The following is a 25,151-nucleotide window of genomic DNA, read 5'->3' as shown; positions in this document are numbered from 1 at the left end:
AAACCCAAATGCGCAAAACAAAAATTGTATGTACCATCGGTCCTTCCAGTGAATCGTTGGAAAACACCAAGAAGCTCATTATGGCCGGCATGAACGTGGCTCGTCTGAACTTCTCTCACGGCGACTTCGAGGAGCATGGCAACCGGATCAAGAACATCCGCCAAGCTTGTGAAGAGTTGAACAAAACGGTAGCGATCCTGCTTGACACCAAAGGACCGGAAATCCGTACAGGTAAACTTGAAGTGGAACCGATTGAGCTTGTACAAGATGAATATATCACCCTTACTACCGAGGAAATCCTTGGTGATAAGAATCGTTTGTCCATTACTTATAAAGAGTTGCCGCAAGATGTTCAAGTCGGATCCACGATCTTGATCGATGACGGTTTGATCGGTCTGACCGTGGTGGAGATTCAAGGCTCCGAAATCAGATGCCGCATCGTCAATGGCGGAACCATTAAGAGCAAAAAAGGTGTAAACGTACCGGGAGTCGCGATTTCGCTCCCAGGGATTACGGAAAAAGACGCCAACGATATCGTTTTCGGGATCGAACAGGGCATCGATTTTGTTGCTGCTTCCTTCGTTCGTAAAGCAAGTGACGTGCTTGAAATTCGCGAATTGCTGAAGAAGCATAATGGCGAGCACATCCAAATCATCTCCAAAATCGAGAACCAGCAGGGCGTTGACAACCTGGATGAAATCCTCGAAGTATCCGATGGCTTGATGGTAGCCCGCGGCGACCTCGGTGTTGAGATTCCGGCTGAGGAAGTTCCATTGGTGCAAAAACGCATGATCGAAAAATGTAACCTGGCTGGCAAACCGGTCATTACGGCTACGCAAATGCTGGATTCCATGCAGCGCAACCCACGTCCTACCCGTGCGGAAGCAAGTGACGTTGCCAATGCGATTTTTGACGGTACCGATGCCATCATGCTGTCCGGCGAAACGGCTGCAGGTAAATATCCTGTAGAATCCGTTTTGACCATGTCCCGTATCGCAGAGAAAGCGGAATCCGCACTGAACTATCGTGAAATGTTCTTGAAACAGCGTATTGCTCAAGATACCAGCGTTACCGAAGCAATCAGCCAATCCGTTGCGATCTCGGCACTCGACCTGAATGCCAAAGCAATCATATCGTCCACGGAATCTGGTCAAACGGCTCGTATGGTATCCAAATACCGTCCAGAGGCTCCTATCGTCGCTGTCACGACTCAAGACAGAACGATGAGACGTTTGGCACTGACTTGGGGTGTAACGCCGGTTAAAGGCGAACAGGCTTCTTCTACGGACGAGATGTTTGATTACGCGCTGCAAGGCGGCGTGAAGTCCGGACTCGTTAAAGAAGGCGATCTTGTTGTGATTACAGCAGGCGTGCCGCTGGGCCGTTCCGGTTCGACCAACCTGCTGAAAGTGGATCAAATTCCACAACAGAAGTAATACAACAGTCAAGAATCCGTTGGATTCTGAATATAGCAGCATATGAGCAATGGACGATGATTCTGTCGACCATTGCTTTTTGCATAGATAAGGGGGTGATGTTGATGCCTAAGCCATCCGTGCCGACACTAAGTCGCTGGTTCTGGACGTCATTTCGGGTGCGTTATCAGGAAAGCGATCAAATGGGTGTCGTATACCATGCTAACTATTTAAACTGGTTCGAGATCGGGCGCACCCAAATGATCCGTGAAATGGGATTTACGTATCGTGGAATGGAAGAAGAAGGCGTCCTGCTCCCGGTGGTTGAACTTGATATCAAGTACCGCCAGCCTGCGCGGTATGATGATCTCGTAACCGTATTTACCAGAATGACTGATTTCTCCCCGCTTCGAATACACTATGAATATGAGGTCCGTTTGCTGAGCGAACAGGAGCAGGCAGATTTGGGGACGATGGATTTGTCTCCCGAATCCAGGCTGCCCGGTGCCTTGTTAACGGCAGGTGCGACCCGACATGTATGGCTGAATCGAGAGTGGAAGCCGGCCCGACTGGATAAATGCTCCCCAAAGCTGTATGATGCATTGAGGGACACCCTTTGGGGGAGGAAGGAGTAGCTTCATGTTCAAATGGTTGCTGGCAGCGATTATCTTCGTGCCTGCTATTGAAATATTCGGCTTCCAGATTGTTGCGGATCGCGTGGGTGGCATGAATACCTTGTTATTGACACTGCTGACCTCTGCGGTTGGCGTGGCCATGATGAGGTTCGAAGGTCGCAAAGCGATGGAAGATGCCAAGCAGAGAATGAACTCAGGCATGGTTCCGGGTGCTTCCATGGCTGATGGCCTATGTATATTTGCAGGTGGAGTACTACTTATTCTGCCGGGCTTTGTAACTGACATTATCGGATTTACGCTGATATTTCCGTTGACCCGCCCGCTGTATCGGATTTTGCTGTTGAAATGGATGAAGAAAAATATGAAAAACGGCAAGATTACGATCTTTCGCAGATAAAACAAACAGGATCACCCATAAGACCGGCCCCTTCGTGGGCCGGTCTATTTACTATCTGAACCTGCCTCCGATAATATAATTCCTTAGGTCCTTGAATACATGGGCCCGGTGGAATGCATCCAGGATGACAAGCGACACAGGACCTACAATCAATCCCAGAATGCCAAACAGCTTGAGCCCGACAAACATGCCCAGCAGGGCGGCGAGCGGGTCCAGTCCCACACTGCTGGCGAGCACCTTGGGCTCCATGATCTGCCTGACGATCAGGATGATGCTGTACAGGACGGTCAGTCCGATGCCGAGCGTCAGGTCGCCCGACATAAAGGCATACAGCGACCAGGGGATCAGGACGATGCCAACGCCGAGGTATGGGAGAAGATCCACCAAGCCGATCAGTAGTCCGATGGAGAAGGCGGAATCGACCCCGAGCGCATAAAGCGTGAGCATGACGATAAGGGCCGTGATGGAGATGAGGATCAATTGGGCCCTCGCGAATCCGAACAATGCTTTTTTCAGATCCGAGAAGATATAGATCATGGGTTTGCGAATGACGCCCGGTAGGATGCGGATAAGCGCGCGATTATGGCGCTCCCAGCTGTTGCTGAGAAAGAATGTTGACAGTAAAACAACAATCAGAATCGTGCCTAAGTTCGGCAAGTAATAAATAATTTGCAAAATTCCGTTAAAAATACTGGTAACTAAATCGGTCACGGCCGTGCCAATCGTTTGTGTCGTGCGGGTAATATTTTGATTGATGGTATCGTGATAATTCGGGTTGTTCTGATAGAACCGGCTAATCTCATTGATGATATTCTGGAAGCTATCATTCTGCATCCAGGCCGTCAGCCATTCCATCCAGGTATCAATATGGAGATTGAAGGACTGTGACAGAATAATTAGTTCCTTGACCAGTCTGGTAACAGCCGCAGTAAGAATCAGCAGAGCCGCTCCGAAATACAACAGCAGGGACAACGTGACGGCGAGCCACCGCGGCAGCTTCAAACTCCGCTGAAGCAGGTGGACGCAAGGATTCATGGCATAGGCGATGATCCAGGCCAGAAGGAAGGGATAAAGCAGCGGCAGTAGTACATATATTAAATAGGCAATCACGAAGATGGAAGACAGCACCCACACTCCCCGGCCAAAACGCTTGAGCATCAATCGTTCCAAACAATCACACTCCTTTGCAGCACTTCAAGGACGAGCAGAGTCGCTCATTCTCTATACCTATGCAAGGAGTTTCAATATAAGGATAAAGAGTTGGAAAACGCTTGTCTTCATGATTCGACAATGAGAATTATCACAGGTATAATGGAATTGTAAGTGATTTCAAAAAAATGTTTATGGTGTCGATAAAACAATTTGATGCGGCGAATGTCGCTGCTCATGTTCACATATCAGACAAAATCCAGTATGATATGAGAAGGTTTATGACTAGGACCATAGCAATTTTTTTCGCGTTTTCTTTTTTATCCGACTTCATGAAAATGTTTTCATGAATGTCAAAATAGTTCAGTTTATCCCGATCATAAAGGAGAGATGTTGCATGACAGCTACCAAGGGTTTGGAAGGCATTGTAGCTACCACCTCCGCGATTAGTTCGATCGTCGATGGCGTTCTGACTTATCGTGGATATGATATTGACGATCTCGCAGAACATGCAAGTTTTGAAGAGGTAGCCTATCTGCTCTGGTTCGGAAAACTTCCGAATGCCGAAGAGCTTAAGGCCCTTCAACAAGATTTGAGCGACTATGCTGCCATTCCGGATGAGCTTATCCAGCAGATCAAATTGTATCCGAAGGATACCAATACGATGGCTGCGCTTCGCTCCGCTGTATCCGCGCTTGCTCTGTATGACGCCGAAGGCGACGATATGAGCCGTGAAGCGAACGAAAAGAAAGCGGTTAAACTTCAAGCTCAGCTTCCGACGATCATCGCTGCCATCGCCCGTGTTCGTCAGGGTAAAGAGCCGGTCGCTCCGAAAGCCGGCGTCTCCATCTCGGAGAATTTCTTGTATATGCTCAGAGGCGAAGATCCTGATCAGACTTCGATCAAGGCTCTGGACCAGGCACTGGTATTGCATGCGGATCACGAGCTTAACGCATCCACGTTTGCTGCCCGTGTAACCGTAGCCACGCTGTCCGACATATATTCCGGCGTAACTTCCGCCATTGGTGCGCTGAAAGGTCCTCTGCACGGCGGTGCGAATGAAGCCGTCATGAAGATGCTGAACGAAGTCGGTTCGATTGATCGGGCTCAGGCTTACATTCAGGAGAAGCTGGACAACCGTGAAAAAATTATGGGCTTTGGACACCGCGTTTACAAAAACGGCGACCCGCGCGCGAAGCATCTGCAAAAAATGTCGCGTGAGCTTGGTGAAATGAAAGGCGACACTACGCTGTACGACATGTCGGTACTGATCGACGAAACGGTTACCAACCAAAAAGGGTTGAAGCCGAACGTTGATTTCTATTCCGCATCGGTCTACACGCAGCTCGGCATCGAGCAGGAATTGTTCACGCCGATTTTTGCCATCAGCCGTGTATCCGGATGGACTGCGCACATCCTTGAGCAGTATGAAGGCAACCGTATTATCCGCCCGCGCGCAGAGTATACAGGTATGACCGACCAAAAATATGTGCCGATAGAACTTCGCTAAGTGGCTGGCAATCATGTACAATAGGCTAGAGAACCGCTCAAACGTGAGTGAATCGCGGGTGGCGGGTTTCTCTGTGCCTATTCTGGTGGAATTTTTGGATTAGTTAGAGACAAGAACCATATTCAAAGGAGGAACTCATACTCATGAAATTGGAAAAATTCGCACTACCAACTGAAGGCGAGAAAATTACGATTGATAACGGAACTCTGCAGGTGCCTAACAACCCTGTCATTCCTTTTATTGAAGGTGACGGTACTGGCCGTGACATTTGGAAAGCTTCCAAACGCGTCCTTGATGCAGCAGTAGAAAAAGCATACAACGGTTCCAAGAAAATTGCCTGGTATGAAGTATTTGCCGGTGAGAAGGCATACAATACATACGGTGAATGGCTCCCGAACGATACGCTTGAAGCGATTCGCGAGTATATCGTTGCGATTAAAGGACCTCTTACAACACCAATCGGCGGCGGTATCCGTTCCTTGAACGTTGCCCTTCGTCAAGAGTTGGACCTGTACACTTGCCTGCGTCCTGTTCGTTACTTCGACGGCGTACCATCTCCGGTAAAACGCCCTGAGCTGGTTGACATGGTTATTTTCCGTGAGAACACGGAAGACATCTACGCAGGTATTGAGTATAAAGAAGGCTCCGAAGAAGTGAAGAAAGTGATCAAGTTCCTTCAAGACGAGATGGGAGCCAACAAAATCCGCTTCCCGGAAACGTCCGGTATCGGCATCAAGCCTGTATCCTCCGAAGGTTCCAAGCGTCTTGTACGTGCAGCGGTTGAATACGCAATCAAGCATGGCCGCAAATCGGTGACATTGGTTCACAAAGGCAACATCATGAAATTTACAGAAGGTGCCTTCAAAAACTGGGGTTACGAAGTGGCTGAAGCTGAATTCGGCGATAAAGTGTTCACTTGGGCTCAATACGATATCATCAAGGATAAAGACGGCGTAGATGCAGCTAATGCTGCTCAAAAAGCAGCTGAAGATGCTGGCAAAATCATCGTTAAAGATGCGATTGCTGACATCGCGCTGCAGCAAGTTCTGACTCGTCCAACCGACTTTGATGTCATTGCGACATTGAACCTGAACGGTGACTACCTGTCTGACGCGCTGGCTGCACAAGTTGGCGGTATCGGTATCGCTCCAGGGGCTAACATCAACTATGTAACTGGACATGCGATTTTCGAAGCGACTCATGGTACAGCTCCGAAATATGCAGACAAAGACGTAGTAAACCCTGGTTCCGTTATCCTCTCCGGCGTAATGCTGCTTGAGCACCTCGGATGGCAGGAAGCCGCTGACCTGATCTACAAAGGGATGGAAACATCGATCAACAACAAAACTGTGACGTATGACTTTGCCCGCCTGATGGAAGGCGCTACCGAAGTGAAATGTTCCCAGTTCGCAGACGAAATCATTAAAAACCTGTAAGGAGGAGATTCATCGTGGCAATTACTCGTAAAAAGATTACGGTAGTAGGTGCTGGCTTTACAGGTGCGACTACCGCCCTGATGCTTGCTCAAAAAGAATTGGGTGACGTGGTGCTGCTGGATATCCCGCAGCTCGAGAACCCAACGAAAGGTAAAGCGTTGGATATGCTCGAAGCAAGTCCCGTTCAAGGATTTGACAGCAACATAGTTGGTACATCCAACTATGAGGATGCAGCTAATTCCGATATCGTAATCATTACAGCAGGTGTAGCCCGCAAGCCGGGCATGAGCCGCGATGACCTCGTTAATACCAATGCAGGGATCGTGAAATCCGTATGTGAGAACGTGAAGAGTCACGCACCGAACGCCACGGTGATCATCTTGAGTAACCCGGTCGATGCCATGACTTACGTGGCATATAACACGCTCGGATTTCCCAAGAACCGCGTAATCGGCCAATCTGGCGTACTGGATACGGCTCGCTATTGCACTTTCATCGCGCAAGAGCTGAACGTATCGGTTGAGGATGTCCGCGGATTCGTACTTGGCGGCCATGGTGATGACATGGTTCCGCTCGTTCGCTACTCCAGTGTTGGCGGCATTCCGATCGACACGCTGATTCCGGCTGAGCGCATTGAAGCCATTGTGCAGCGTACCCGGGTTGGCGGCGGCGAAATTGTGAACCTGCTGGGTAACGGTAGTGCATACTATGCGCCGGCTGCGTCCCTGGTACAAATGACGGAAGCGATTCTGAAGGACAAGAAACGGATCATTCCGATTATTGCTCTGCTGGAGGGCGAGTATGGCTATGACAATCTGTTCATGGGCGTACCGGCAATTCTCGGCGGAGACGGCATCGAGCGAATTTTCGAGCTTGAGCTGACGGCCGAAGAGAAAGCTGCTCTCGATAAGTCTGCGGAATCCGTACGTAATGTAACCGCGGTCGTGACCCTGTAATTGAATCAGGATTCACAAAATCGTCTAATAATGCAATCCCGTCCCGTGATTCGGGGCGGGATTGCTTTTCTTTGGAGGATCTCTCCAGTATAATAAGAGACGATGAACTTGATGTAATAAAAATCACACTAACGACTTTGGAGGAATTGTTTATGTGGAACGTAACATTTTTTCTGCATATGGTCGGTACGGCGGCGCTAGGATTTTACTTGATTCTGCCGTTTGTTGTTGGCGGTATTCAGAAGCTGTCCCTCGGCGCACAAGAAGGAGCCGTTAATACGATTCGTGTAGCGAACCGGTTTGCTCAGTACGGCTTGGTTATTCAGTTGTTGACTGGCGGATACATGATGTCCCAAGGCGAGTATTCGGTTCCTTGGATGATCATTGTAACGGTATTGCTGCTGGCGATGTTTGCTATTGGAGGCATCATGAGCAAGCCATTGAAGAATGCGCTTGCAGGAATCCGCGAGAAGCGTGAAGTGAAGGAAGAAACAAGCAAGTTGGGTACGCTTAGCGCACTCCTCTCCTTGCTGCTCCTGGTTATGATCTTCTTCATGGTATTCAACCATATCATCTAAGAACAGCTACATACGAAAGAGAAGCCGTCCGTTTATCGGGCGGCTTTTTTTGATATTATTGCATTCATATAAATTACCGGCGTCCCCCGCAAAGGATCTGAATGGACTTCGGAGCAATGCCCCACTTTGTGGGGGGAATTTATGGGGAGAGAAGGGCTTTACTTACGTTTGATCCCGTTCAATCTGGGTAAAAACAATAGCGAAGGGCTTTTTATGAGTATAAAGAGGCGTGTCGTACGCATCCTATGAGTGGTAGTTTGAGATACTGACCCGAAAGGAGAAATGTTCATATGCCACAAGATCAACAGAAACAAACCTTGCCGCCCCAGCATCAGGATCACAGACCCGGAACGGAATCGGAGATGAGTCCGAAGCCGGAGTTTGAGAGCAGTGCTTACAAAGCAGCCGGTAAGTTGAAGGGAAAGGTTGCGCTGATTACCGGAGGTGACAGCGGTATTGGCCGTGCGGTAGCGGTCCACTATGCCAAGGAAGGCGCGGACGTATCTATTGTGTACCTGAATGAGCATAAGGATGCGGAAGAGACCAAGCGTCAGGTGGAGCAGGAAGGCCGTAAATGCTTGCTGATCGCCGGTGACGTCGGCGACGATGCGTTTTGCCGCGATGCGGTTACCGAAACCGTGGAGAAGCTCGGAAAGCTCGATATTCTCGTTAACAATGCAGCCGAACAGCATCCGCAGAAGAAGATTGAGGATATTACCAAAGAACAATTGGAGCGGACGTTCCGTACGAATATTTTCGGTATGTTCTATCTGACGCAGGCGGCAATGCCGCATCTGTCGAAAGGAAGCTCGATTATTAATACAACCTCCATCACGGCTTACCGGGGAAGTCCACAGCTGCTGGATTACGCATCAACCAAGGGGGCCATCGTTGCCTTTACGCGCTCGTTATCGATGAACGTAGTCGGGCAAGGGATCCGGGTGAACGCCGTTGCGCCGGGACCGATCTGGACGCCGCTGATTCCTTCGACGTTCCCGCCGGATCAGGTAGCCGAGTTTGGGGCGACCCAGCCGATGAAACGTCCGGGTCAACCGGAAGAGCTAGCTCCTGCCTATGTATATCTGGCCTCGACGGACTCCTCCTACGTGAGCGGTCAAGTCATTCACGTGAATGGCGGCGAAGTGATTAACGGTTAAGGTGTTTGTTTCACTTACGTTGTGAAGACATACTCAATGAATAAAATAGAGCGGACATCCGGGGCTCCAGACCGTATGTCCGCTATTTTATCATGGGTGAATTATGAGGGATTACGTAGCTTACGGAGAATCAGATGGTTCTAAAACCGTTTGGAAGCGTACCGGTATCGCGGATCGCCCGGATTTGAGCAAGCGTCAAACGACGGTTGGAGCTGATAATGGATTCCGGCTCTTCGCCACGAATAATATCATCAAGATCGGCGATGTTGGTGTTGCCGCGGAATACTCTGAATCTGCCCCTGAAATTCGTTTCCGAGAACAGGACAAGGGTTGCATTGGGGTTGGTGGAGAAGAATCTCAAGCTTTCAATGTCACCGAAAGTTCTCTCGAGATTACGGATACCCACGTTTCCACGCACCACAAATCGCCGTCCTCTGTAAAACTCGTTTCTAAACAGGGCAAGTCTTGGAAAGACAACCTGGGAGACTGAGGCTTTCATCATGGCAATCACCTCCTTTCCTTAACCAAGATATGCGAGATTCATAGATTGGTATGGTTGATGCGACGGGGAAAATCAACACATTTTCTCTACTCTTTCATTTTTTGAAGTAAACCCTTTCATGTGCGAAATGATATGATATGATAACAATATTGGCAGTTTATAATGATTCTTTTTTACCATCATGTTTGGGTTATGAGAGAGAGGAGTTTACTAACGTTATGAAGTCATTTGAAGAGAGCATGTATCGACTGATTGTAGAAACCTCCACGAATTTGCCTGGAGATGTGCGAAGAGCAGTCAACCGTGGGCGAGCGTCTGAGGATGCCGCAACGCGAGCGGGGCTGGCACTGGCAACAATCGCTCAAAATATTGAGATGGCCGAGCAGGAAGTATCACCGATCTGCCAGGATACCGGCATGCCAACATTCATCGTACATACACCGGTGGGTGCGAACCAAATCGAGATGAAGAAGGCGATCTACTCTGCAGTGATTCGCGCCACGAAGGATGGCAAGCTGCGTCCTAACTCGGTGGATTCGTTGACTGGCGCTAACAGCGGGGATAATCTCGGTCCTGGCACGCCCGTCATCCATTTCGAGCAATGGGAGCAGGATCAGGTGGACGTCCGTCTCATCCTGAAAGGGGGCGGCTGCGAGAACAAAAATATCCAGTACAGTCTTCCTGCAGACCTTGAAGGATTGGGAAAAGCGGGTCGTGATCTGGACGGGATCCGCAAATGCATCATGCATGCCGTGTATCAAGCACAAGGTCAGGGCTGCAGTGCTGGATTTATCGGCGTAGGCATCGGAGGCGACCGGACGACCGGTTATGAGCTTGCGAAGCATCAGCTGTTCCGTCATGTGGAAGATGTGAACCCGAATCAAGATTTGGCGAAGCTCGAAGATTACATATTGGAAAATGCAAATAAGCTGGGGATCGGGACAATGGGCTTTGGCGGAGAAGTCACACTGCTCGGCTGCAAGATCGGTGCGATGAACCGTTTGCCGGCAAGCTTTTTTGTATCGGTTGCTTATAACTGCTGGGCGTTCCGCCGTCAGGGCGTATTGATTGAGCCGGAAACCGGGGAGATCACGGACTGGCTGTATGAAGCGGGCAGCGAGGTGCAGATGAACGCAAATTCCGAAACGGCTGTGTCCCAAGCCGAAGACGCCGGTCCAAGTGATTCCAAGGGCCGCGAAGTGGTGCTGCAGACCCCGATCAGCGAGGAGCAAATTCGTTCTCTGCGCGTTGGGGACGTGGTGGTTATCCGAGGCGAGATGCATACCGGACGGGATGCGCTTCATAAATATCTGATGGATCACGATGCTCCTATTGATCTGAACGGATCCGTGATTTATCACTGCGGTCCGGTTATGATGCAGGATGAAGAGGGATGGCATGTCAAGGCTGCAGGCCCGACAACCAGCATTCGCGAGGAGCCGTACCAGGGCGATATTTTGAAAAAATTCGGCATTCGCGCGGTCATCGGAAAAGGCGGCATGGGTTCGAAGACGCTGCAAGCCCTGCAGGAGCATGGCGGCGTGTATTTGAATGCAATCGGCGGGGCCGCTCAGTATTACGCAAGATGCATCAAAAAAGTAAACGGCGTGGATTTCATGGAGTTTGGCATTCCGGAAGCGATGTGGCATTTGGAGGTTGATGGCTTTGCCGCTATCGTCACGATGGATTCGCACGGAAATAGCTTGCATGCCGATGTGAGCAAGGATTCGGCAGAGAAGCTGGCCATGTTTAAAGAGCCGGTGTTCTCCTAATCCAGAGCATCTGAAGAAGCATCGATTGGCCATTATGTGCCGGTCGATGTTTTTTTGTTGAGCAGGGGAGGTGGGCCCTTATTTCGAATTTTCGTTGCGGTTTTCGCACACTCCGGTTTATGATGAAAGTCAAATACGTCAATTCAGACATGGGAGGAAACAGGTGAGAAGTTTTGGACTAGCCTTTGCATCTTGGTTTGAAAAGTATACCTTTCTCTTGATTCCCGGCTCGCTGGTGCTAGGCTGGCTGCTCTCGGATGTCTTGCTGGACTTTGTTCACTGGATTCCTTATCTATTCGGTTATATTACACTGGTTATGGCGCTTGGCTGTGGGATCCGTCATCTGCAAGGGGTTCTAAAACGCCCCTTTGCCGTTATGTTGACGCAGTTTCTTGCCCATGCGGCCGCACCGGTGCTTGCTTATGGACTGGGCTCGGCTGTGTTTGGTGCGCACTCGGATTATACGATCGGCTTGCTGCTGTTCGCGATCATTCCGCTGGGGATATCCTCGGTGATGTGGGTCGGGAGCTCCGGCGGCAGCGTTCCGTTCATCTTAGCAGTGGTCGTGCTGGATACCATACTCAGTCCACTAGTCGTACCGGCTTTGATGGATATGTTTATCGGGGATGCTTTGGTTACCTGGAATGCGTCTGAGCTGATTCTCGATTTGCTGACCATGGTGGTATTGCCCACTGTGATCGGGGTGATGCTGTATGAAGGCTCCAAAGGACGGATTAAGGACTGGTCGGCTCCCGTAGCCCAGCCGATCTCGAAGGTGTTTTTTATGCTCGTGGTTATGCTGAATGCAGCTGCCATCGCTCCCCATGCAGCAGGCATGAAGGAGGAGATGCTGGTGGTTATCCCGGTTGTTTTCACGTTGATTGTGATATGTTATTTGCTTGGTTATTTTGGCTCGTATGCGATGCCGGGACCGACACGGGAAATGCAAATTACATTTACATACGCGTCCGGAATGCGTAATATATCACTCGGGATGGTGCTAGCTACAACGTATTTCTCACCCCAGGCTTCCATCCCGGTGGTGCTTGGCATTATGTTCCAGCAGCCGGCGGCGACCATCATTCATGCGTTATTCCACCGAAGACGCTCACGAGCGGTAAGTTATCCAAAATGATCACGCGGCAGAAAGAGGAGAGACCATGAGGCAGTATCGCAATCGTTTGACTCTGATTATGCTTACTTTAATTGGATTATCTATGCTCGCGGCAGGACTGGCTATGGTGACGGTATTCAAGCAGTCCCATGTTCAGCTGCTGGAGGACAATATGGTCCGGGAGATTCGGCTTCTGCAGACGATGATGGAGTTTCCGGATGCGGACAGCGCGGATGCTATCACGTATTATACCAACAGATCCATACAGCTTGAGGAGCTGTCCGAGTCGAGAGTGACGTTTATATTGAAGGATGGCAAGGTCATCGGGGATTCGGAAAGTGATCCGTTAACTATGGATAACCACGCTTATCGCGAAGAGATGCTTCAGGCGGTTAAAGAAGGCCGCGGGAGTACCATTCGCCGGAGCGATACGCTTGAGCAGGACATGCTCTACGTTGCTCTTCCGGTCAAGGCCGGAGAGAACTTCGACGGATTCGTCAGATTGTCGGTTAGCCTGAAAGCAGTGGACCAGGGAGTCAGGCAAGGCTGGACCGTCATGGGGATTGGCCTGCTGGTGCTGTTCCTGATTGCTGCCCTGGTGAGTTATCGTGTCGCTAAAGGCTTGACGTCACCGCTAGAGAAAATCACGCGCGTTGCCAGACGGATATCGAGCCTTGAATATGATGCGAGGGTGAAGATCCACCGTAAGGACGAGATCGGTCAATTGGCGCAAGCGATTAACGGAATGGCCGACAGCCTGCAGACCCAACTGCGGACGATACGGGATAATGAGGATTTGCTGCAAAGCGTTCTAAACAATATGACAGGCGGTATCGTCATGGTGAACGGAGCAGGTCAGATTATTCTTGTGAACCGGGCTGCCGAGCGAATGCTCGGCATTAATGCCGAAGTGATAACAGGCAAATCGTACCGTGAGCTCAAGCAGCATTATGAATTGACCAAACTGATGGAGCAAGGCTTGGAGAGCAAGGAAGGCTTCCATGAAGAGCGCAACATTTATTATCCGGTGGAATCGATCATCCGCCTGGATGGCGTTGCGATGATGCAGGAGGAAGAGCAGGAGTCATATAGAGGCATGCTGTTCCTCCTGCAGGATGTAAGTGATATCCGCAGACTGGAACGCATGCGGAGCGAATTCGTAGCCAACGTGTCTCACGAGCTGAAGACTCCGCTCGCTGCGGTTAAAGGGTTTGCCGAAACGCTGCTTGGTGGCGGGGTTACCGATGAGAAGACATCGCGTTCCTTCCTCCAGATTATTTATGACGAGTCCGAGCGGCTGAACCGGCTGATCGGTGACATTCTAGAGCTGTCCAAGATCGAATCCAAGCGGATTCAGATGGATTATTCGCCGATTCATCTGTCGGCGTTCTTTGATACGATATCCGAAATGATGCGCACGGTCGCAGAGAAGAAGCGGATCAGCCTGGAGCTCGACATTCCGGAAGAGCTGTTTATGGAGGGAGACGAGGACAAGCTCCGCCAGATATTTATGAATCTGCTCTCGAACGCGATCAGTTACACGCAAGAAGGCGGACGAGTAAAATTAACGGCTCTTGAAAAGCATAGTCATGGGAACGCCGAGGATATTGTGGAATTCATCGTTAAGGATTCCGGGATTGGCATTCCGAAGAAAGATCTTCCCCGTATATTTGAACGATTCTATCGGGTGGATAAAGCGCGTTCGCGCGGATCAGGCGGAACGGGGCTTGGACTATCGATCGTGAAGCATCTGGTGGATCTTCATCACGGAACCATCAAGGTGGAGAGCGAGCTCGGAATCGGCAGCTCCTTCATCATTGAGCTTCCGATATTGCAGGAAACCCAGGAGACAGGGAGTTAACACTCCGTTAACATTCTGTTGATATACTTGCATAAGCAGTCCAATTATCAAGATAAGGGCGGGGGTAACATTGACGCAACGCATGCTGGTTATCGAAGATGAGCCGACACTTTCGCGGCTGTTGTCTTACAATCTGACGCAGGAAGGTTTTCAAGTCGAGGTAGAGGAACACGGTACCGCAGGTTACGAGAAAGCGTCGCATCATGAATATGATCTGATCCTGCTGGATGTCATGCTGCCTGGCATGAACGGCTTTCAGATTTTAGAGAAGCTTCGCAGTAACGGAATTACCACGCCGATCATCATTCTGACCGCGAAGAACGCCGAGGAAGAAGTTGTTCAAGGTTTGAAGATGGGGGCGGATGACTATATTACCAAGCCATTTGGCGTATCTGAGCTGCTGGCCCGCGTATCGGCCGTTATGCGCCGGGTTTCCGGTCACGCCGATGAAGTGAAGACGACAGATAATCAAGGAAATGTCATCTCACTTGGACAACTGGAAATCTATCCTGAGAAATACGAGGTTCGTCTTGGCGGCCAGAGCATTAATCTTAGGCCGAAAGAATTTGAAGTGCTGCTCTACCTGGCCAAAAAACCGGGCGTTGTGTTAACAAGGGATGATCTGATGAACGTGGTCTGGGGCTTCGATTATATCGGCGGGCAGCGAACCGTGGACGTTCATGTGAGTTCCCTGCGCAAGAAGCTTGAGCTTGATCCTGAATCTGTACACATTGACTCCATTCGCGGGGTTGGTTATAAACTTGTAGTAAATCCGAAAAAAGGCTCCCATCATTCCGTTTGAAATGATGAGGAGTCTTTTTTTTTTTTTTTTTTTGGGTCTTTGGTCAGATCCTGACGTGTCTAATGTCTCATATCCCCGCGATTATCCTTCCGTAGTTTACGCTCCCTTAATCATTCGAGTATATTCCCATAATACTTGTTCGGTAAGATGCGTCTAAAGGACCAGATGAAGAAGGGGTGAAGGCGCATGACACTGCTTCAGACCAAACCAAATCAGACAGAGAGAATGAAGATGGAGGTAGAGCCGGAACTTGATGGACAAGTAGCAAACGAGCCTGAAGCAGGTGCATTATATCGGCAATACATAAGAAGGGTCCCTGTTATAGGAAGGACTGAATCCTGCCTTGATGTGTTGAATGTTTTTGCGAAGGACCCGCGTATTCCGTGTGTTATTTATTGCGATGAGGCAGACACACCAGCAGGACTGATCATGCGGGATGTGTTTTACCAGCGAATGATGGGCAGGTTTGCCGTTGACCTGTATTATTCCAAGCCCGCCTTCCAGTTTGCGGACCATCAACCGATGCGTGTCGATATATCCGAGAAGGTCGGAACGCTGCTGGAATTGTCCCTACAGCGCCCGGATTCAAAATTCTATGATTGTGTCCTGATCACGGATTCAAACCAGCTGCAAGGTGTGCTTACCGTCCGGGATCTGATGAGTCTGTCCAGTGGGCTCCAAGCGGAGGCGGAAGAGAAGCGGGAACTGATCCTGCAGGAAAGCTACCGGCATACCCGGAACATTCAATCCTCATTAACCGACGTCCGAACGGCAGCGGCGAGAACGAACTCGGAATGTATACGGATGAGGGAGTGGTCTCAAACCGGGAAGGAGAAACTGGATCTTGTCCGAACCTCGTACCTTGGCCTTGTGGAGGATATGACGAAGCGTGAAGGCCAGGCCTCCGAGCTCGCGGCGGATGCCAGCCGCATTTTTTCCATAACCGGCATGATTACTGAGCTTGCGAACCAAAGCAGCCTGCTGGCAATGAATGCCTCGATTGAAGCCGCACATGCCGGCGAGCATGGGCGGGGATTTCAAGTGGTTGCGGCAGAGGTACAATCGCTGGCTAAACAAACACGCAAGCTCTCAGGGGATATATCGCAGCTGCTGGAGCAAATCCAGCGGCTGGCAGCAGATACAGCCAAGGGGGCCGTATCATCGCTGAAGGAAATTCAATCCTGCGAGGGGTATGTAACGGAAGGTGCCCAGATGTTTAATGAAATGGACAACGCCGTTCAAGAGGTCGAGAAATCCGGGAGCCAGGTTTATCAACTGGCCGAGGAAACCGTTAGGCGTGTGGAGCGGGTTAAGGATGAGCTTGCTGGAATGAACACCGGCGAAGCTTCGATCAAGGAAGAAAGATCGAATCTATAACTCTACTTTTATTAAAATATTTTACACTGCGTTTACATTTCTAAGAAACTGCTATTACATTCCGGGATTATTATCAATATTGTAAGCAGGAAGTAGAGACAACAACCATTTTGAAGGAGTGGATTCGTTTGTTTAGAAGAAGGGGTCGTAAACCAGCAGGTATTCTCGTATTGGTGTTAATGCTGAGCACACTTTTGGCAGCATGCGGAGGAGGAACTTCCGGCGGTGCTTCAGGAGAAAATAAAGAGAATGGTTCAGCACAGCAAACAGAGGAAAACACCTCAACAGCTTTGACAGGAACAATTGAAATTGATGGTTCAAGTACACTGCATCCATTAACCGAAGCGGTTGCTGAAGAGTTCGGTGCAGCTAACCCTGATGTCCGTATTCCAATCGGAACAGGCGGAACAGGCGCTGGCTTCAAACGTTTTAACAACAGCGAGATCGCAGTATCCAATGCTTCCCGTCCAATTAAAGACAGCGAAGCTGAGGAAGCAAAAGCCAATGGCATTACCTATCATGAGGTTCTGGTAGCTTATGACGGACTGTCCGTCGTTGTTAATCCAAGCAATGAATTCGTAGATAAATTGACCGTGGATGAGCTCAAGAAAATTTACGAGCCAAACAGCACCGTAAAAACATGGGCTGACGTTCGTGAAGGATGGCCGGCAGAGGAAATCAAGATTTACTCGCCAGGTACTGACCATGGTACATTTGATTACTTCACAGAAGCAATTAACGGTGAAGCACAAGCAAGCAGAAACGATAGCCAAATTACGTTCAGTGCTGATACAAACGCAGTCGTACAAGGGGTAGCTGGTGACAAGAACTCCATCGGATACTTCGGATTCTCCTTCTATGAAGAGAACCAAGACAAGTTGAAGCTGGTTCCGATTGATAACGGTACGGCTACAGTAGCTCCAAGCATGGAAACGATCAAGGATAACAGCTACGCTCCATTGTCCCGTCCGCTGCTGCTCTATGTTAACGATAAAGAGCTTGAGCGTCCAGAAGTGAGTGCATTCATGAACTTCTACCTTGAGAATGCCGCTAGTCTTGCTGGCGAAGTCGGATTCGTACCGCTTCAAGATGATCAGTACAAAGCAGAAAAAGACAAGTTGGCAAAATAATTAAAGACTAGATGCCCGGAGGGAATCCTCCGGGTGACCCATAGAAAGGGAAGAGGAGAATGAACAAAACTTCACCCGTGGCGGTAAACACAAAAAGCATGACATTCCGTCGAAGCAAAACACGCATCTCAGACAAAATCATTCCAATCTTACTCGGCTTGTGTGCCCTGCTTTCGGTGTTTACTACCATCGGTATTGTATATACGCTTTTGCAGGAATCCGTGATCTTCTTCAAGGAAGTACCGGTATGGTCCTTTCTGACTGGAACGACATGGAGTCCGATTCTCCCTCCAAAAGAATTCGGCGTGCTGCCCCTGCTGGGCGGCACATTGCTGATTACAGGCATTGCGATTCTATTCGCAGTGCCTATCGGCTTGGCATGCGCTATTTATCTCAATGAATACGCTCCTGCCCGGGTTCGGGGGGTTGTAAAGCCAGTGCTTGAAGTATTGGCTGGTGTACCAACGATTGTTTATGGATATTTTGCGCTTGAAACGGTAACGCCATTCCTTCAAAAGATTTTTCCCAACATGGGTATATTCAATGCGCTTAGCGCGGGTATCGTGGTAGGGATCATGGTCCTGCCGATGATTTCATCTTTAAGTGAAGACGCGATGCGTGCGGTACCCAAGAGTCTTCGTCACGGTGCCTACGCGCTCGGTGCTACCCGATTTGAGGTTGCACTGAAAATTGTGCTGCCCGCCGCTCTGTCGGGGGTCGTGTCGTCCTTCGTATTGGCATTCTCGCGTGCGATTGGCGAGACGATGATCGTAACGGTGGCTGCTGGTGCTACGCCGCAGCTGACGCTGAATCCGCTGGAAAGCATCCAGACCATGACTTCTTATATCGTTCAGGTAAGTATGGGTGATGTTCCGCGCGGAACGATTGAATACGGCACAATTTTTGCGGTAGGTCTGACCTTGTTTGTCATCACCTTCTTGCTTAATATATTGGCGCAGTGGGTCGCTCGCCGCTTCAGGGAGGAATACTAGATGGAACAATTGAATCTGGGAGATAGCAAAGGAATCAACCGGAGACGCCGTAGTGACCAGACGCTGCACATTATATTCCTGGCTTGTACCAGTATCGGTATTCTTGCCTTGATGGCTTTGATTGTTACGATTGTGACAGATGGTATTTTCAGACTATCGCCTGATCTGTTCACCAACTATCCGTCACGTATCGCGGATAAAGCAGGACTGAAATCGCCGATTGTCGGCACGATTTACTTGCTTCTGCTCATGGCTCCGCTGTCCTTCATATTAGGCGTTGGCGCAGCGATCTTTCTCGAAGAGTATGCGGGCCGCAGCCGCTGGGTTCGGCTGATTCAGTTGAATATCAGTACGCTTGCAGGGGTTCCTTCTATTATATATGGTATCCTGGGGCTCGCTATTTTCGTACGTGGGATGAATCTGGGCCGCAGTCTGCTCTCCGGGGTATTAACGATGACGCTGCTGGTGCTGCCAATTATTATCGTTGCCGCTCAGGAGGCGCTTCGCGCCGTGCCTAAGAACCGGCGCGATGCTTCTTATGCGCTGGGCGCAACAAAATGGCAAACGGTATCCAGCGCTGTACTGCCTTCAGCGATTCCAGGAATTATGACCGGGGTTATCCTGGCCTTGTCTCGTGCGATTGGCGAAACCGCACCGCTGATCATGATCGGTGCCTTAACGTACGTGGCCTTCTTGCCGGAAAATCTGCTCGATTCGTTTACTGTCATGCCGATCCAGATCTTTAACTGGATATCAAGACCAAGTGAGGCTTTCCACGAGCTGGCGGCTTCGGGTATTATTCTGTTGCTCATCATGCTGTTCATCATGAACATCATCGCCGTGTGGATCCGGAACAAGTATTCGAAGAACATCTAAGAGACGCTTAAGCAGATCTAATCGTGAAAAAGGAGACATGAATAAGATATGGAATCCATCATACAGATTAAGAAATTAAACCTTTACTATGATACGTATCATGCGCTTAAAAACGTGGATCTGGACATTCCGGAAAAAACGGTGACGGCGTTCATCGGTCCGTCGGGCTGCGGTAAATCCACGCTGCTGCGTACGCTGAATCGGATGAATGACATGATTCCTTCCACCCGGATTGAAGGCAGCGTGCAAATCGGCGGGACGGAAATCTACAGCGAGGAAGTCCACGTTGAAGCCCTGCGCAAGCAGGTAGGGATGGTGTTCCAGCAGCCGAATCCGTTTCCTAAATCGATTTATGATAATATCGCCTACGGTCCGCGACTCCACGGTATCCGCAGTAAAGCGGAGCTTGACCAAATTGTGGAACAGAGTTTGAAGCAGGCCGTGCTGTGGGATGAAGTCAAGGATTATCTCAAGCGGTCCGCGCTGAGCTTGTCCGGGGGTCAACAGCAGCGTCTGTGCATTGCCCGGGCACTTGCCGTACAGCCGGATATTCTGCTTATGGACGAAGCTACTTCCGCGCTGGACCCGATTTCGACCCTGAAAATCGAAGAGCTGGTACAAGAGCTGAAGAGCAAATACACCATCGTTATGGTAACGCACAATATGCATCAGGCCGCCCGCGTATCGGGGCAGACGGTATTTTTCCTGAATGGCGAAGTGGTTGAATCGGCAAGCACCGATACGCTGTTCTCAACGCCGTCGGATGCACGTACCGAGGACTATATCTCGGGTCGATTTGGTTAACCCACACTCATATGATCTTTCTTAAAAGTAGATAGGAGGAACATCACACATGATCCGGAGAATTGAGTTTGATCAGCAGCTTAATGAGCTGAAAACCTTGCTGCAGGATATGGGCAAGCATATGGAGGAGGCACTGGCGAGCAGTGTAGAGTCTCTCCAGACCCTGGATGCGGAGAAAGCGCAGGCGGTTATCAAGAACGATGTGCAGTTAAACACAATGGAAGAGCAGATCATGGAGATCGGCTCCCGCTTGATCGTAACCCAGCAGCCTGTGGCGAAGGATTTGCGCCGGATATTGGTTGCTTTCCGAATTGCCAGCGATTTGGAGCGGATGGGCGACTTGGCTCGTGATGTCGCTAAAGTCACGATACGTCTGCAAGGCCAGAAGCTGATCAAGCCCTTAGTGGATCTTCCGCGGATGTCGGATTTGGTGCGTGCTATGGTCTCGGAATCCATCGAATCCTATCTGATGGAAAACACGGATCTGGCTTATAAAATGGCCCAGGATGACGATCAGGTCGATCATTTGTACAGCGTCATTCTGCAGGACCTGTATTCGCATCTGACCTCCGATCCGGACTCGGCCAATCAAGCGATGCTGCTGATCATGGTGGGCCGTTACATTGAACGGATCGCCGACCATGCCACGAACATTGGCGAGAGCACCGTGTACCTCGTAACAGGTCACCGTCCCGACCTCAATCAATAGCATCATGACAGCCTAACGCTGGCGAAAGCTGGCGTTTTTTTGCGAAATTTAGAAAACTCCAGCGAAGCGGAAACAATTCTTTAATCGCATTTATATATTTGGGGTCCCCGCAAAGTATTTGGAATAGCATCGAAGCACAGGCTCCACTTTGTGGGGTTATTTTGCGTTTCATCAAGAATTCATCGTTAATCGAACGGATTGTTCGGAATTGGCGGTAACCTATGTTATCATGTGGAAAGGAAGTAATATTGGTGCGAGGTGTTCTATGGACAAGCTGATTTTGATTGATGGAAATAATATCATTTACCGTGCATTCTTTGCGATGCCGCCGTTGACCAATGCCAGCGGACAGCAGACGAATGCAGTTTACGGTTTTACGACCATGCTGCTTCGCTTAATTGAGGAGCATAAACCGACCCATATGATGGTGGCATTCGATGCCGGCAAGGAAACGTTCCGGCATGCGGATTTTCAGGATTACAAAGGTGGCCGTCAAAAGACTCCTCCTGAGCTCTCCGGACAATTCCCGCTGCTGAAAGAGCTGCTGAAGGGTCTTGGCGTCTCCCAGTTCGAAATTGGCGGTTATGAGGCCGATGACATTATCGGGACCATTACCCGTCAAGCTGACGAAGCTGGCCGCAAGGTGATGGTCGTATCCGGGGATAAGGATATGCTGCAGTTGGCTTCGGAACATACCACGATCGCGATGGTCCGCAAGGGCGTTACTGATATTGAGTATTACGGACCGGAACAGATTAAGGAGCGTTATAACCTGACGCCTGATCAGATTATCGATCTTAAGGGGCTGATGGGCGATGCTTCCGATAACATTCCCGGCGTTCCAGGAGTGGGTGAGAAGACGGCTCTGAAGCTGCTTCATGAATTTGGATCCGTAGAGGCCGTGGTGTCACGTACAGATGAACTGAAGGGCAAGATGAAAGAGAAGATCGAAGAGCATGCCGATTCCGCCATACTTAGCAAGAAGCTGGCCACGATCTTCCGCGAAGTACCGCTGGAGCAGTCGCTGGATGACATGGCATTTACAGGCCTGAATGAAGAGACGGCAGGACCTGCACTGGCGAAGCTGGAGTTTAAATCGCTGATTGAACGGTTAAACCTGAGCACAAGCGGAATGGGCGGAGATGCGGCTGAGTCGAAGCCCGAAGCGAAGATTGAAGTGACCCTTGTGGACACGAAGGAACTTGGGGAGGTTGCGGATAACCTGGCCCAGGTGACCGTGCTCCATGTTGAGACACATGGGGAAAACCCTCATCATGCTGAGGTGATCGGGCTTGCACTCGCTACAGAGGAACGACAGTACTTCATTCCGTTTGAGGTTCTGAAGTCGGAAGAGGCCGAGCCTGTCCGTACTTGGCTTGCCGATAGCGGGATCCCGAAACGCGGGTATGATCTGCACCGCATTGATCTGGCTCTCCACTGGCAGGGTATCGCTTTTGCCGGCGCAGCATTCGACGTTCATCTGGCTGCATACCTGCTGGACCCGACGGAAGCGAATCAAAGCCTTAGCGGGCTGGCCTCCAAATACGGGCTTGCGTATCTTCAAGCCGATGAGGATGTGTTCGGTAAAGGGGCCAAATACAAGGTTCCCGATGTGGAGAAGCTCAGCGAGCACATGGCCAGAAAATGTCTGGCTGTATCCGAACTGGTTCCCGTTCAGGAGAAGGAGCTGGCTGCTAATGAAATGCTGCCGCTGTTCCATGAGCTGGAGATGCCGCTGTCCCGCATTTTGGCCGATATGGAGAAACAGGGAATTGCCGTGAATGCGGAGGATTTGAAAGAGCTGGGTCGCGAGTTTGAAGGTCAGATCGCGAAGCTGGTTCATGAGATTTATGAGATCGCTGGAACGGAATTCAATCTCAATTCCCCTAAACAGCTGGGCGAGATTCTGTTTGTGAAACTGGAACTTCCGGTCATCAAGAAGACCAAAACCGGTTATTCTACCGATGCCGAGGTGCTGGAGAAGCTGGCTCCTTATCATGATATTGTCCGTCTGATCCTGAAGTACCGCACCTTGGCCAAGCTGCAATCCACTTATGTGGAAGGTCTTCTGAAGGAGATTTCGTCACAGACTGGCAAAGTGCACACCTATTATCGCCAGACGATTGCCGCAACGGGACGTCTGAGCAGCCAATTTCCGAATTTGCAGAACATTCCGATCCGTCTGGAGGAAGGTCGCAAGCTGCGTAAGGTTTTCGTTCCGTCCGAGCCGGGCTGGAGCATTTTGGCAGCGGACTACTCCCAGATCGAGCTGCGTGTGCTTGCGCATATCTCGGATGATGAACGGCTGAAGGAAGCTTTTGTCCACGATATGGACATCCACACCAAGACCGCGATGGATGTGTTTGGAGTCGGCGTGGATGAAGTGGACTCCAATATGCGCCGGTCCGCCAAGGCGGTTAACTTCGGCATCGTGTATGGAATCAGCGATTATGGCTTGTCCCAGAACCTGAACATTACCCGGAAGGAAGCCGCGGCATTCATTGACCAGTATTTCGAGGTGTTCCAAGGTGTGCGGCGTTATATGGACGTGATCGTCAAGCAGGCGAAGCAAGATGGCTATGTGAAAACGTTGCTTGAACGCAGACGGTATCTGCCGGAGATTAATGCCAGCAACTTTAATCTGCGGTCCTTTGCGGAGCGGACAGCGATGAATACGCCGATTCAGGGAACGGCCGCCGACATTATCAAGCTGGCCATGGTCCATATGGACAAGGCATTGTATGATCGTCAGTTGAAGAGCCGCATGCTGCTTCAAGTGCATGATGAATTGGTGTTTGAGGTGCCGGAGGATGAACTGGAGATCATGAAGGAACTGGTTCCGGAAGTGATGAGCCAGGCACTAAAGCTGTCGGTACCGCTGAAGTCGGAAGTCAGCTATGGCGAGAACTGGTACGAAGCGAAGTAAAGCTGCACATTGTGTCAGTCAATAGAAGATCTTTTTATAGGGATCATGGCGTGAAGAGGGGCGCGATATGCACCATACCTTTCCACAAAACCATGGTCCCGCTCTGTCCCAACTTCCGGTATAATGGGAAATGAGGTGAAGTCATTATGCCGGAATTGCCGGAAGTAGAAACCGTGAAACGAACACTGAACCAATTGATTAAAGGTAAGCATATAGATCACGTATCCGTACATCTGCCGCGGATCATTCAGCGTCCCGACGATATTGAGGCATTTGCGTTTATGCTGAAGGATCATACCGTGGAAGGTGTAGAGCGCCGCGGGAAATTTTTACGGATATTGCTGGATGGGCTAGTGCTCGTCTCGCATCTTCGGATGGAAGGGCGTTACGGGGTGTACCCTGCCGAGGAGCCGGTGGAGAAGCATACCCATGTCATCTTTCATTTCTCGGATGGCACGGAGCTGCGCTATAAGGACGTACGCCAATTCGGAACGATGCATCTTTTTGCAACGGGGGAAGAGTTCCAGCACGCTCCTCTTGCCAAGCTGGGTTATGAGCCGCTGGATGAGACGTTTACGTTCGGAACCTTTAAGGAAGTCATCGGCAGCAAGAAAACGAAGATCAAGGCGGTGCTGCTGAATCAGGCATATGTGGTCGGTATCGGCAATATATATGTCGATGAGGCATTGTTTCGAGCCGGGATTCATCCGGAGCGCAATGCTAACAGCCTGAAGGATGCCGAGCTCAAGCGATTGTATCATGCGATTGTGGATACACTGTCCGAAGCCGTTGACGCGGGTGGTTCTTCCATTAAATCCTATGTCAATGGACAGGGTGAAATGGGGATGTTCCAGCACAGTCATCAGATTTACGGACGGAAGGACGAGCCGTGTAATACATGCGGAGGACCGATTCATAAGATCGTGGTTGGCGGACGGGGGACCCACTTCTGCCCGAAGTGTCAGCCGTTAAGGAAGTAATCCAATAGGCGTGCACCCATTCCTTTCCTCACACATATAATGTGGAACATATGTGGAGCGCATGGAGCTGCTC

At 50.2% G+C, this 25,151-nt stretch carries 22 protein-coding genes; 20 read left to right on the top strand and 2 right to left on the bottom strand.

Translation table 11 applies throughout. The annotated features are described in order from the left end of the window. Positions 1 to 8: 8 nt before the first annotated feature. From pyk to AB4124_RS02395, 3 genes are all read left to right on the top strand, one after another. The gene (pyk, locus tag AB4124_RS02405; RefSeq protein WP_098748411.1) at positions 9 to 1,436 is read left to right on the top strand and encodes a pyruvate kinase; all 1,428 of its coding nucleotides are present in this window, start codon (positions 9 to 11) and stop codon (positions 1,434 to 1,436) included. Positions 1,437 to 1,540: 104 nt separating this feature from the next. Beyond that, the gene (locus AB4124_RS02400) at positions 1,541 to 2,050 is read left to right on the top strand and encodes an acyl-CoA thioesterase (protein WP_441970942.1); all 510 of its coding nucleotides are present in this window, start codon (positions 1,541 to 1,543) and stop codon (positions 2,048 to 2,050) included. A gap of 4 nt (positions 2,051 to 2,054) precedes the next feature. Next, positions 2,055 to 2,447, top strand: a complete 393-nt coding sequence (locus tag AB4124_RS02395; protein ID WP_076324332.1) for an FxsA family protein — start codon at positions 2,055 to 2,057, stop codon at positions 2,445 to 2,447. Between the two features lie 51 nt (positions 2,448 to 2,498). Here AB4124_RS02395 and ytvI read toward each other — a convergent pair whose 3' ends face one another. Continuing rightward, complete coding sequence (gene ytvI, locus AB4124_RS02390) at positions 2,499 to 3,617, bottom strand: sporulation integral membrane protein YtvI (protein WP_076324331.1); 1,119 nt, start codon at positions 3,615 to 3,617, stop codon at positions 2,499 to 2,501. 376 nt (positions 3,618 to 3,993) lie between these two features. Here ytvI and citZ point away from each other — a divergent pair, with 376 nt between their 5' ends. The 5 genes from citZ (at position 3,994) to AB4124_RS02365 (ending at position 9,233) form a co-directional block, all read left to right on the top strand. Beyond that, entirely contained in the window at positions 3,994 to 5,106 is a 1,113-nt protein-coding gene (gene citZ / locus AB4124_RS02385) for a citrate synthase (RefSeq protein WP_076324330.1), read from the top strand. A gap of 143 nt (positions 5,107 to 5,249) precedes the next feature. Continuing rightward, positions 5,250 to 6,542 carry an NADP-dependent isocitrate dehydrogenase gene (gene icd, locus AB4124_RS02380; RefSeq protein ID WP_339267254.1) on the top strand — a complete coding sequence of 431 codons (1,293 nt, stop codon included), beginning with the start codon at positions 5,250 to 5,252 and terminating at the stop codon, positions 6,540 to 6,542. Positions 6,543 to 6,556: 14 nt separating this feature from the next. Then, complete coding sequence (gene mdh / locus AB4124_RS02375; protein WP_076324328.1) at positions 6,557 to 7,498, top strand: malate dehydrogenase; 942 nt, start codon at positions 6,557 to 6,559, stop codon at positions 7,496 to 7,498. A 152-nt stretch (positions 7,499 to 7,650) separates the two neighbouring features. After that, positions 7,651 to 8,076, top strand: coding sequence for a hypothetical protein (locus AB4124_RS02370; protein ID WP_076324327.1), 426 nt, complete (start codon positions 7,651 to 7,653; stop codon positions 8,074 to 8,076). A gap of 290 nt (positions 8,077 to 8,366) precedes the next feature. After that, positions 8,367 to 9,233 (top strand): SDR family oxidoreductase, encoded by an 867-nt coding sequence (locus AB4124_RS02365; protein ID WP_076324326.1) that lies wholly within the window; start codon positions 8,367 to 8,369, stop codon positions 9,231 to 9,233. A 130-nt stretch (positions 9,234 to 9,363) separates the two neighbouring features. Here AB4124_RS02365 and AB4124_RS02360 read toward each other — a convergent pair whose 3' ends face one another. Next, positions 9,364 to 9,735 (bottom strand): hypothetical protein, encoded by a 372-nt coding sequence (locus AB4124_RS02360; RefSeq protein ID WP_379406193.1) that lies wholly within the window; start codon positions 9,733 to 9,735, stop codon positions 9,364 to 9,366. Positions 9,736 to 9,953: 218 nt separating this feature from the next. On the opposite strand from AB4124_RS02360, the gene AB4124_RS02355 reads away from it, so the two are divergent. The 12 genes from AB4124_RS02355 to mutM all read left to right on the top strand — a co-directional run bounded on the left by AB4124_RS02355 (position 9,954) and on the right by mutM (position 25,078). Then, positions 9,954 to 11,507, top strand: coding sequence for a fumarate hydratase (locus tag AB4124_RS02355; protein WP_441970937.1), 1,554 nt, complete (start codon positions 9,954 to 9,956; stop codon positions 11,505 to 11,507). Between the two features lie 163 nt (positions 11,508 to 11,670). Continuing rightward, positions 11,671 to 12,642, top strand: a complete 972-nt coding sequence (locus tag AB4124_RS02350; RefSeq protein WP_441970935.1) for a bile acid:sodium symporter family protein — start codon at positions 11,671 to 11,673, stop codon at positions 12,640 to 12,642. 25 nt (positions 12,643 to 12,667) lie between these two features. After that, positions 12,668 to 14,482: a two-component system histidine kinase PnpS gene (pnpS, locus tag AB4124_RS02345; protein ID WP_430106080.1), complete on the top strand. Its 1,815-nt coding sequence runs from the start codon at positions 12,668 to 12,670 to the stop codon at positions 14,480 to 14,482. A gap of 70 nt (positions 14,483 to 14,552) precedes the next feature. Next, complete coding sequence (locus AB4124_RS02340) at positions 14,553 to 15,284, top strand: response regulator transcription factor (protein WP_076324321.1); 732 nt, start codon at positions 14,553 to 14,555, stop codon at positions 15,282 to 15,284. Positions 15,285 to 15,470: 186 nt separating this feature from the next. Next, the gene (locus tag AB4124_RS02335; RefSeq protein ID WP_441970932.1) at positions 15,471 to 16,661 is read left to right on the top strand and encodes a methyl-accepting chemotaxis protein; all 1,191 of its coding nucleotides are present in this window, start codon (positions 15,471 to 15,473) and stop codon (positions 16,659 to 16,661) included. 128 nt (positions 16,662 to 16,789) lie between these two features. Further along, a complete protein-coding gene (locus tag AB4124_RS02330) occupies positions 16,790 to 17,791 on the top strand; it encodes a PstS family phosphate ABC transporter substrate-binding protein (RefSeq protein ID WP_339267241.1) in 1,002 nt (333 codons plus the stop codon). Between the two features lie 98 nt (positions 17,792 to 17,889). Beyond that, entirely contained in the window at positions 17,890 to 18,783 is an 894-nt protein-coding gene (gene pstC, locus AB4124_RS02325) for a phosphate ABC transporter permease subunit PstC (protein WP_372238813.1), read from the top strand. Further along, positions 18,784 to 19,659: a phosphate ABC transporter permease PstA gene (gene pstA, locus AB4124_RS02320; RefSeq protein ID WP_076324317.1), complete on the top strand. Its 876-nt coding sequence runs from the start codon at positions 18,784 to 18,786 to the stop codon at positions 19,657 to 19,659. Positions 19,660 to 19,707: 48 nt separating this feature from the next. Beyond that, the gene (gene pstB, locus AB4124_RS02315) at positions 19,708 to 20,463 is read left to right on the top strand and encodes a phosphate ABC transporter ATP-binding protein PstB (RefSeq protein ID WP_076324316.1); all 756 of its coding nucleotides are present in this window, start codon (positions 19,708 to 19,710) and stop codon (positions 20,461 to 20,463) included. Positions 20,464 to 20,512: 49 nt separating this feature from the next. Beyond that, positions 20,513 to 21,172 carry a phosphate signaling complex protein PhoU gene (gene phoU / locus AB4124_RS02310; protein ID WP_076324315.1) on the top strand — a complete coding sequence of 220 codons (660 nt, stop codon included), beginning with the start codon at positions 20,513 to 20,515 and terminating at the stop codon, positions 21,170 to 21,172. 265 nt (positions 21,173 to 21,437) lie between these two features. After that, positions 21,438 to 24,098: a DNA polymerase I gene (gene polA / locus AB4124_RS02305; RefSeq protein WP_441970929.1), complete on the top strand. Its 2,661-nt coding sequence runs from the start codon at positions 21,438 to 21,440 to the stop codon at positions 24,096 to 24,098. 146 nt (positions 24,099 to 24,244) lie between these two features. After that, positions 24,245 to 25,078, top strand: coding sequence for a DNA-formamidopyrimidine glycosylase (gene mutM / locus AB4124_RS02300; protein WP_379406199.1), 834 nt, complete (start codon positions 24,245 to 24,247; stop codon positions 25,076 to 25,078). Positions 25,079 to 25,151 lie beyond the last annotated feature (73 nt).

The organism is Paenibacillus sp. 2KB_20 (genome assembly GCF_052115765.1).
Taxonomy (GTDB): domain Bacteria; phylum Bacillota; class Bacilli; order Paenibacillales; family Paenibacillaceae; genus Paenibacillus_AQ.
This window is presented reverse-complemented; position numbering and strand designations above follow the sequence as displayed.

Excerpts from the sequence above, each read along its gene's own strand:
- pyk (WP_098748411.1), top strand. The coding sequence starts at position 9 with ATGCGCAAAACAAAAATTGTATGTACCATCGGTCCTTCCAGTGAATCG.
- AB4124_RS02400 (WP_441970942.1), top strand. The coding sequence starts at position 1,541 with ATGCCTAAGCCATCCGTGCCGACACTAAGTCGCTGGTTCTGGACGTCA.
- AB4124_RS02395 (WP_076324332.1), top strand. The coding sequence starts at position 2,055 with ATGTTCAAATGGTTGCTGGCAGCGATTATCTTCGTGCCTGCTATTGAA.
- citZ (WP_076324330.1), top strand. The coding sequence starts at position 3,994 with ATGACAGCTACCAAGGGTTTGGAAGGCATTGTAGCTACCACCTCCGCG.
- icd (WP_339267254.1), top strand. The coding sequence starts at position 5,250 with ATGAAATTGGAAAAATTCGCACTACCAACTGAAGGCGAGAAAATTACG.
- AB4124_RS02370 (WP_076324327.1), top strand. The coding sequence starts at position 7,651 with ATGTGGAACGTAACATTTTTTCTGCATATGGTCGGTACGGCGGCGCTA.
- AB4124_RS02365 (WP_076324326.1), top strand. The coding sequence starts at position 8,367 with ATGCCACAAGATCAACAGAAACAAACCTTGCCGCCCCAGCATCAGGAT.
- AB4124_RS02360 (WP_379406193.1), bottom strand. The coding sequence starts at position 9,735 with ATGATGAAAGCCTCAGTCTCCCAGGTTGTCTTTCCAAGACTTGCCCTG.
- AB4124_RS02355 (WP_441970937.1), top strand. The coding sequence starts at position 9,954 with ATGAAGTCATTTGAAGAGAGCATGTATCGACTGATTGTAGAAACCTCC.
- pnpS (WP_430106080.1), top strand. The coding sequence starts at position 12,668 with ATGAGGCAGTATCGCAATCGTTTGACTCTGATTATGCTTACTTTAATT.
- AB4124_RS02335 (WP_441970932.1), top strand. The coding sequence starts at position 15,471 with ATGACACTGCTTCAGACCAAACCAAATCAGACAGAGAGAATGAAGATG.
- pstC (WP_372238813.1), top strand. The coding sequence starts at position 17,890 with ATGACATTCCGTCGAAGCAAAACACGCATCTCAGACAAAATCATTCCA.
- pstA (WP_076324317.1), top strand. The coding sequence starts at position 18,784 with ATGGAACAATTGAATCTGGGAGATAGCAAAGGAATCAACCGGAGACGC.
- pstB (WP_076324316.1), top strand. The coding sequence starts at position 19,708 with ATGGAATCCATCATACAGATTAAGAAATTAAACCTTTACTATGATACG.
- phoU (WP_076324315.1), top strand. The coding sequence starts at position 20,513 with ATGATCCGGAGAATTGAGTTTGATCAGCAGCTTAATGAGCTGAAAACC.
- polA (WP_441970929.1), top strand. The coding sequence starts at position 21,438 with ATGGACAAGCTGATTTTGATTGATGGAAATAATATCATTTACCGTGCA.
- mutM (WP_379406199.1), top strand. The coding sequence starts at position 24,245 with ATGCCGGAATTGCCGGAAGTAGAAACCGTGAAACGAACACTGAACCAA.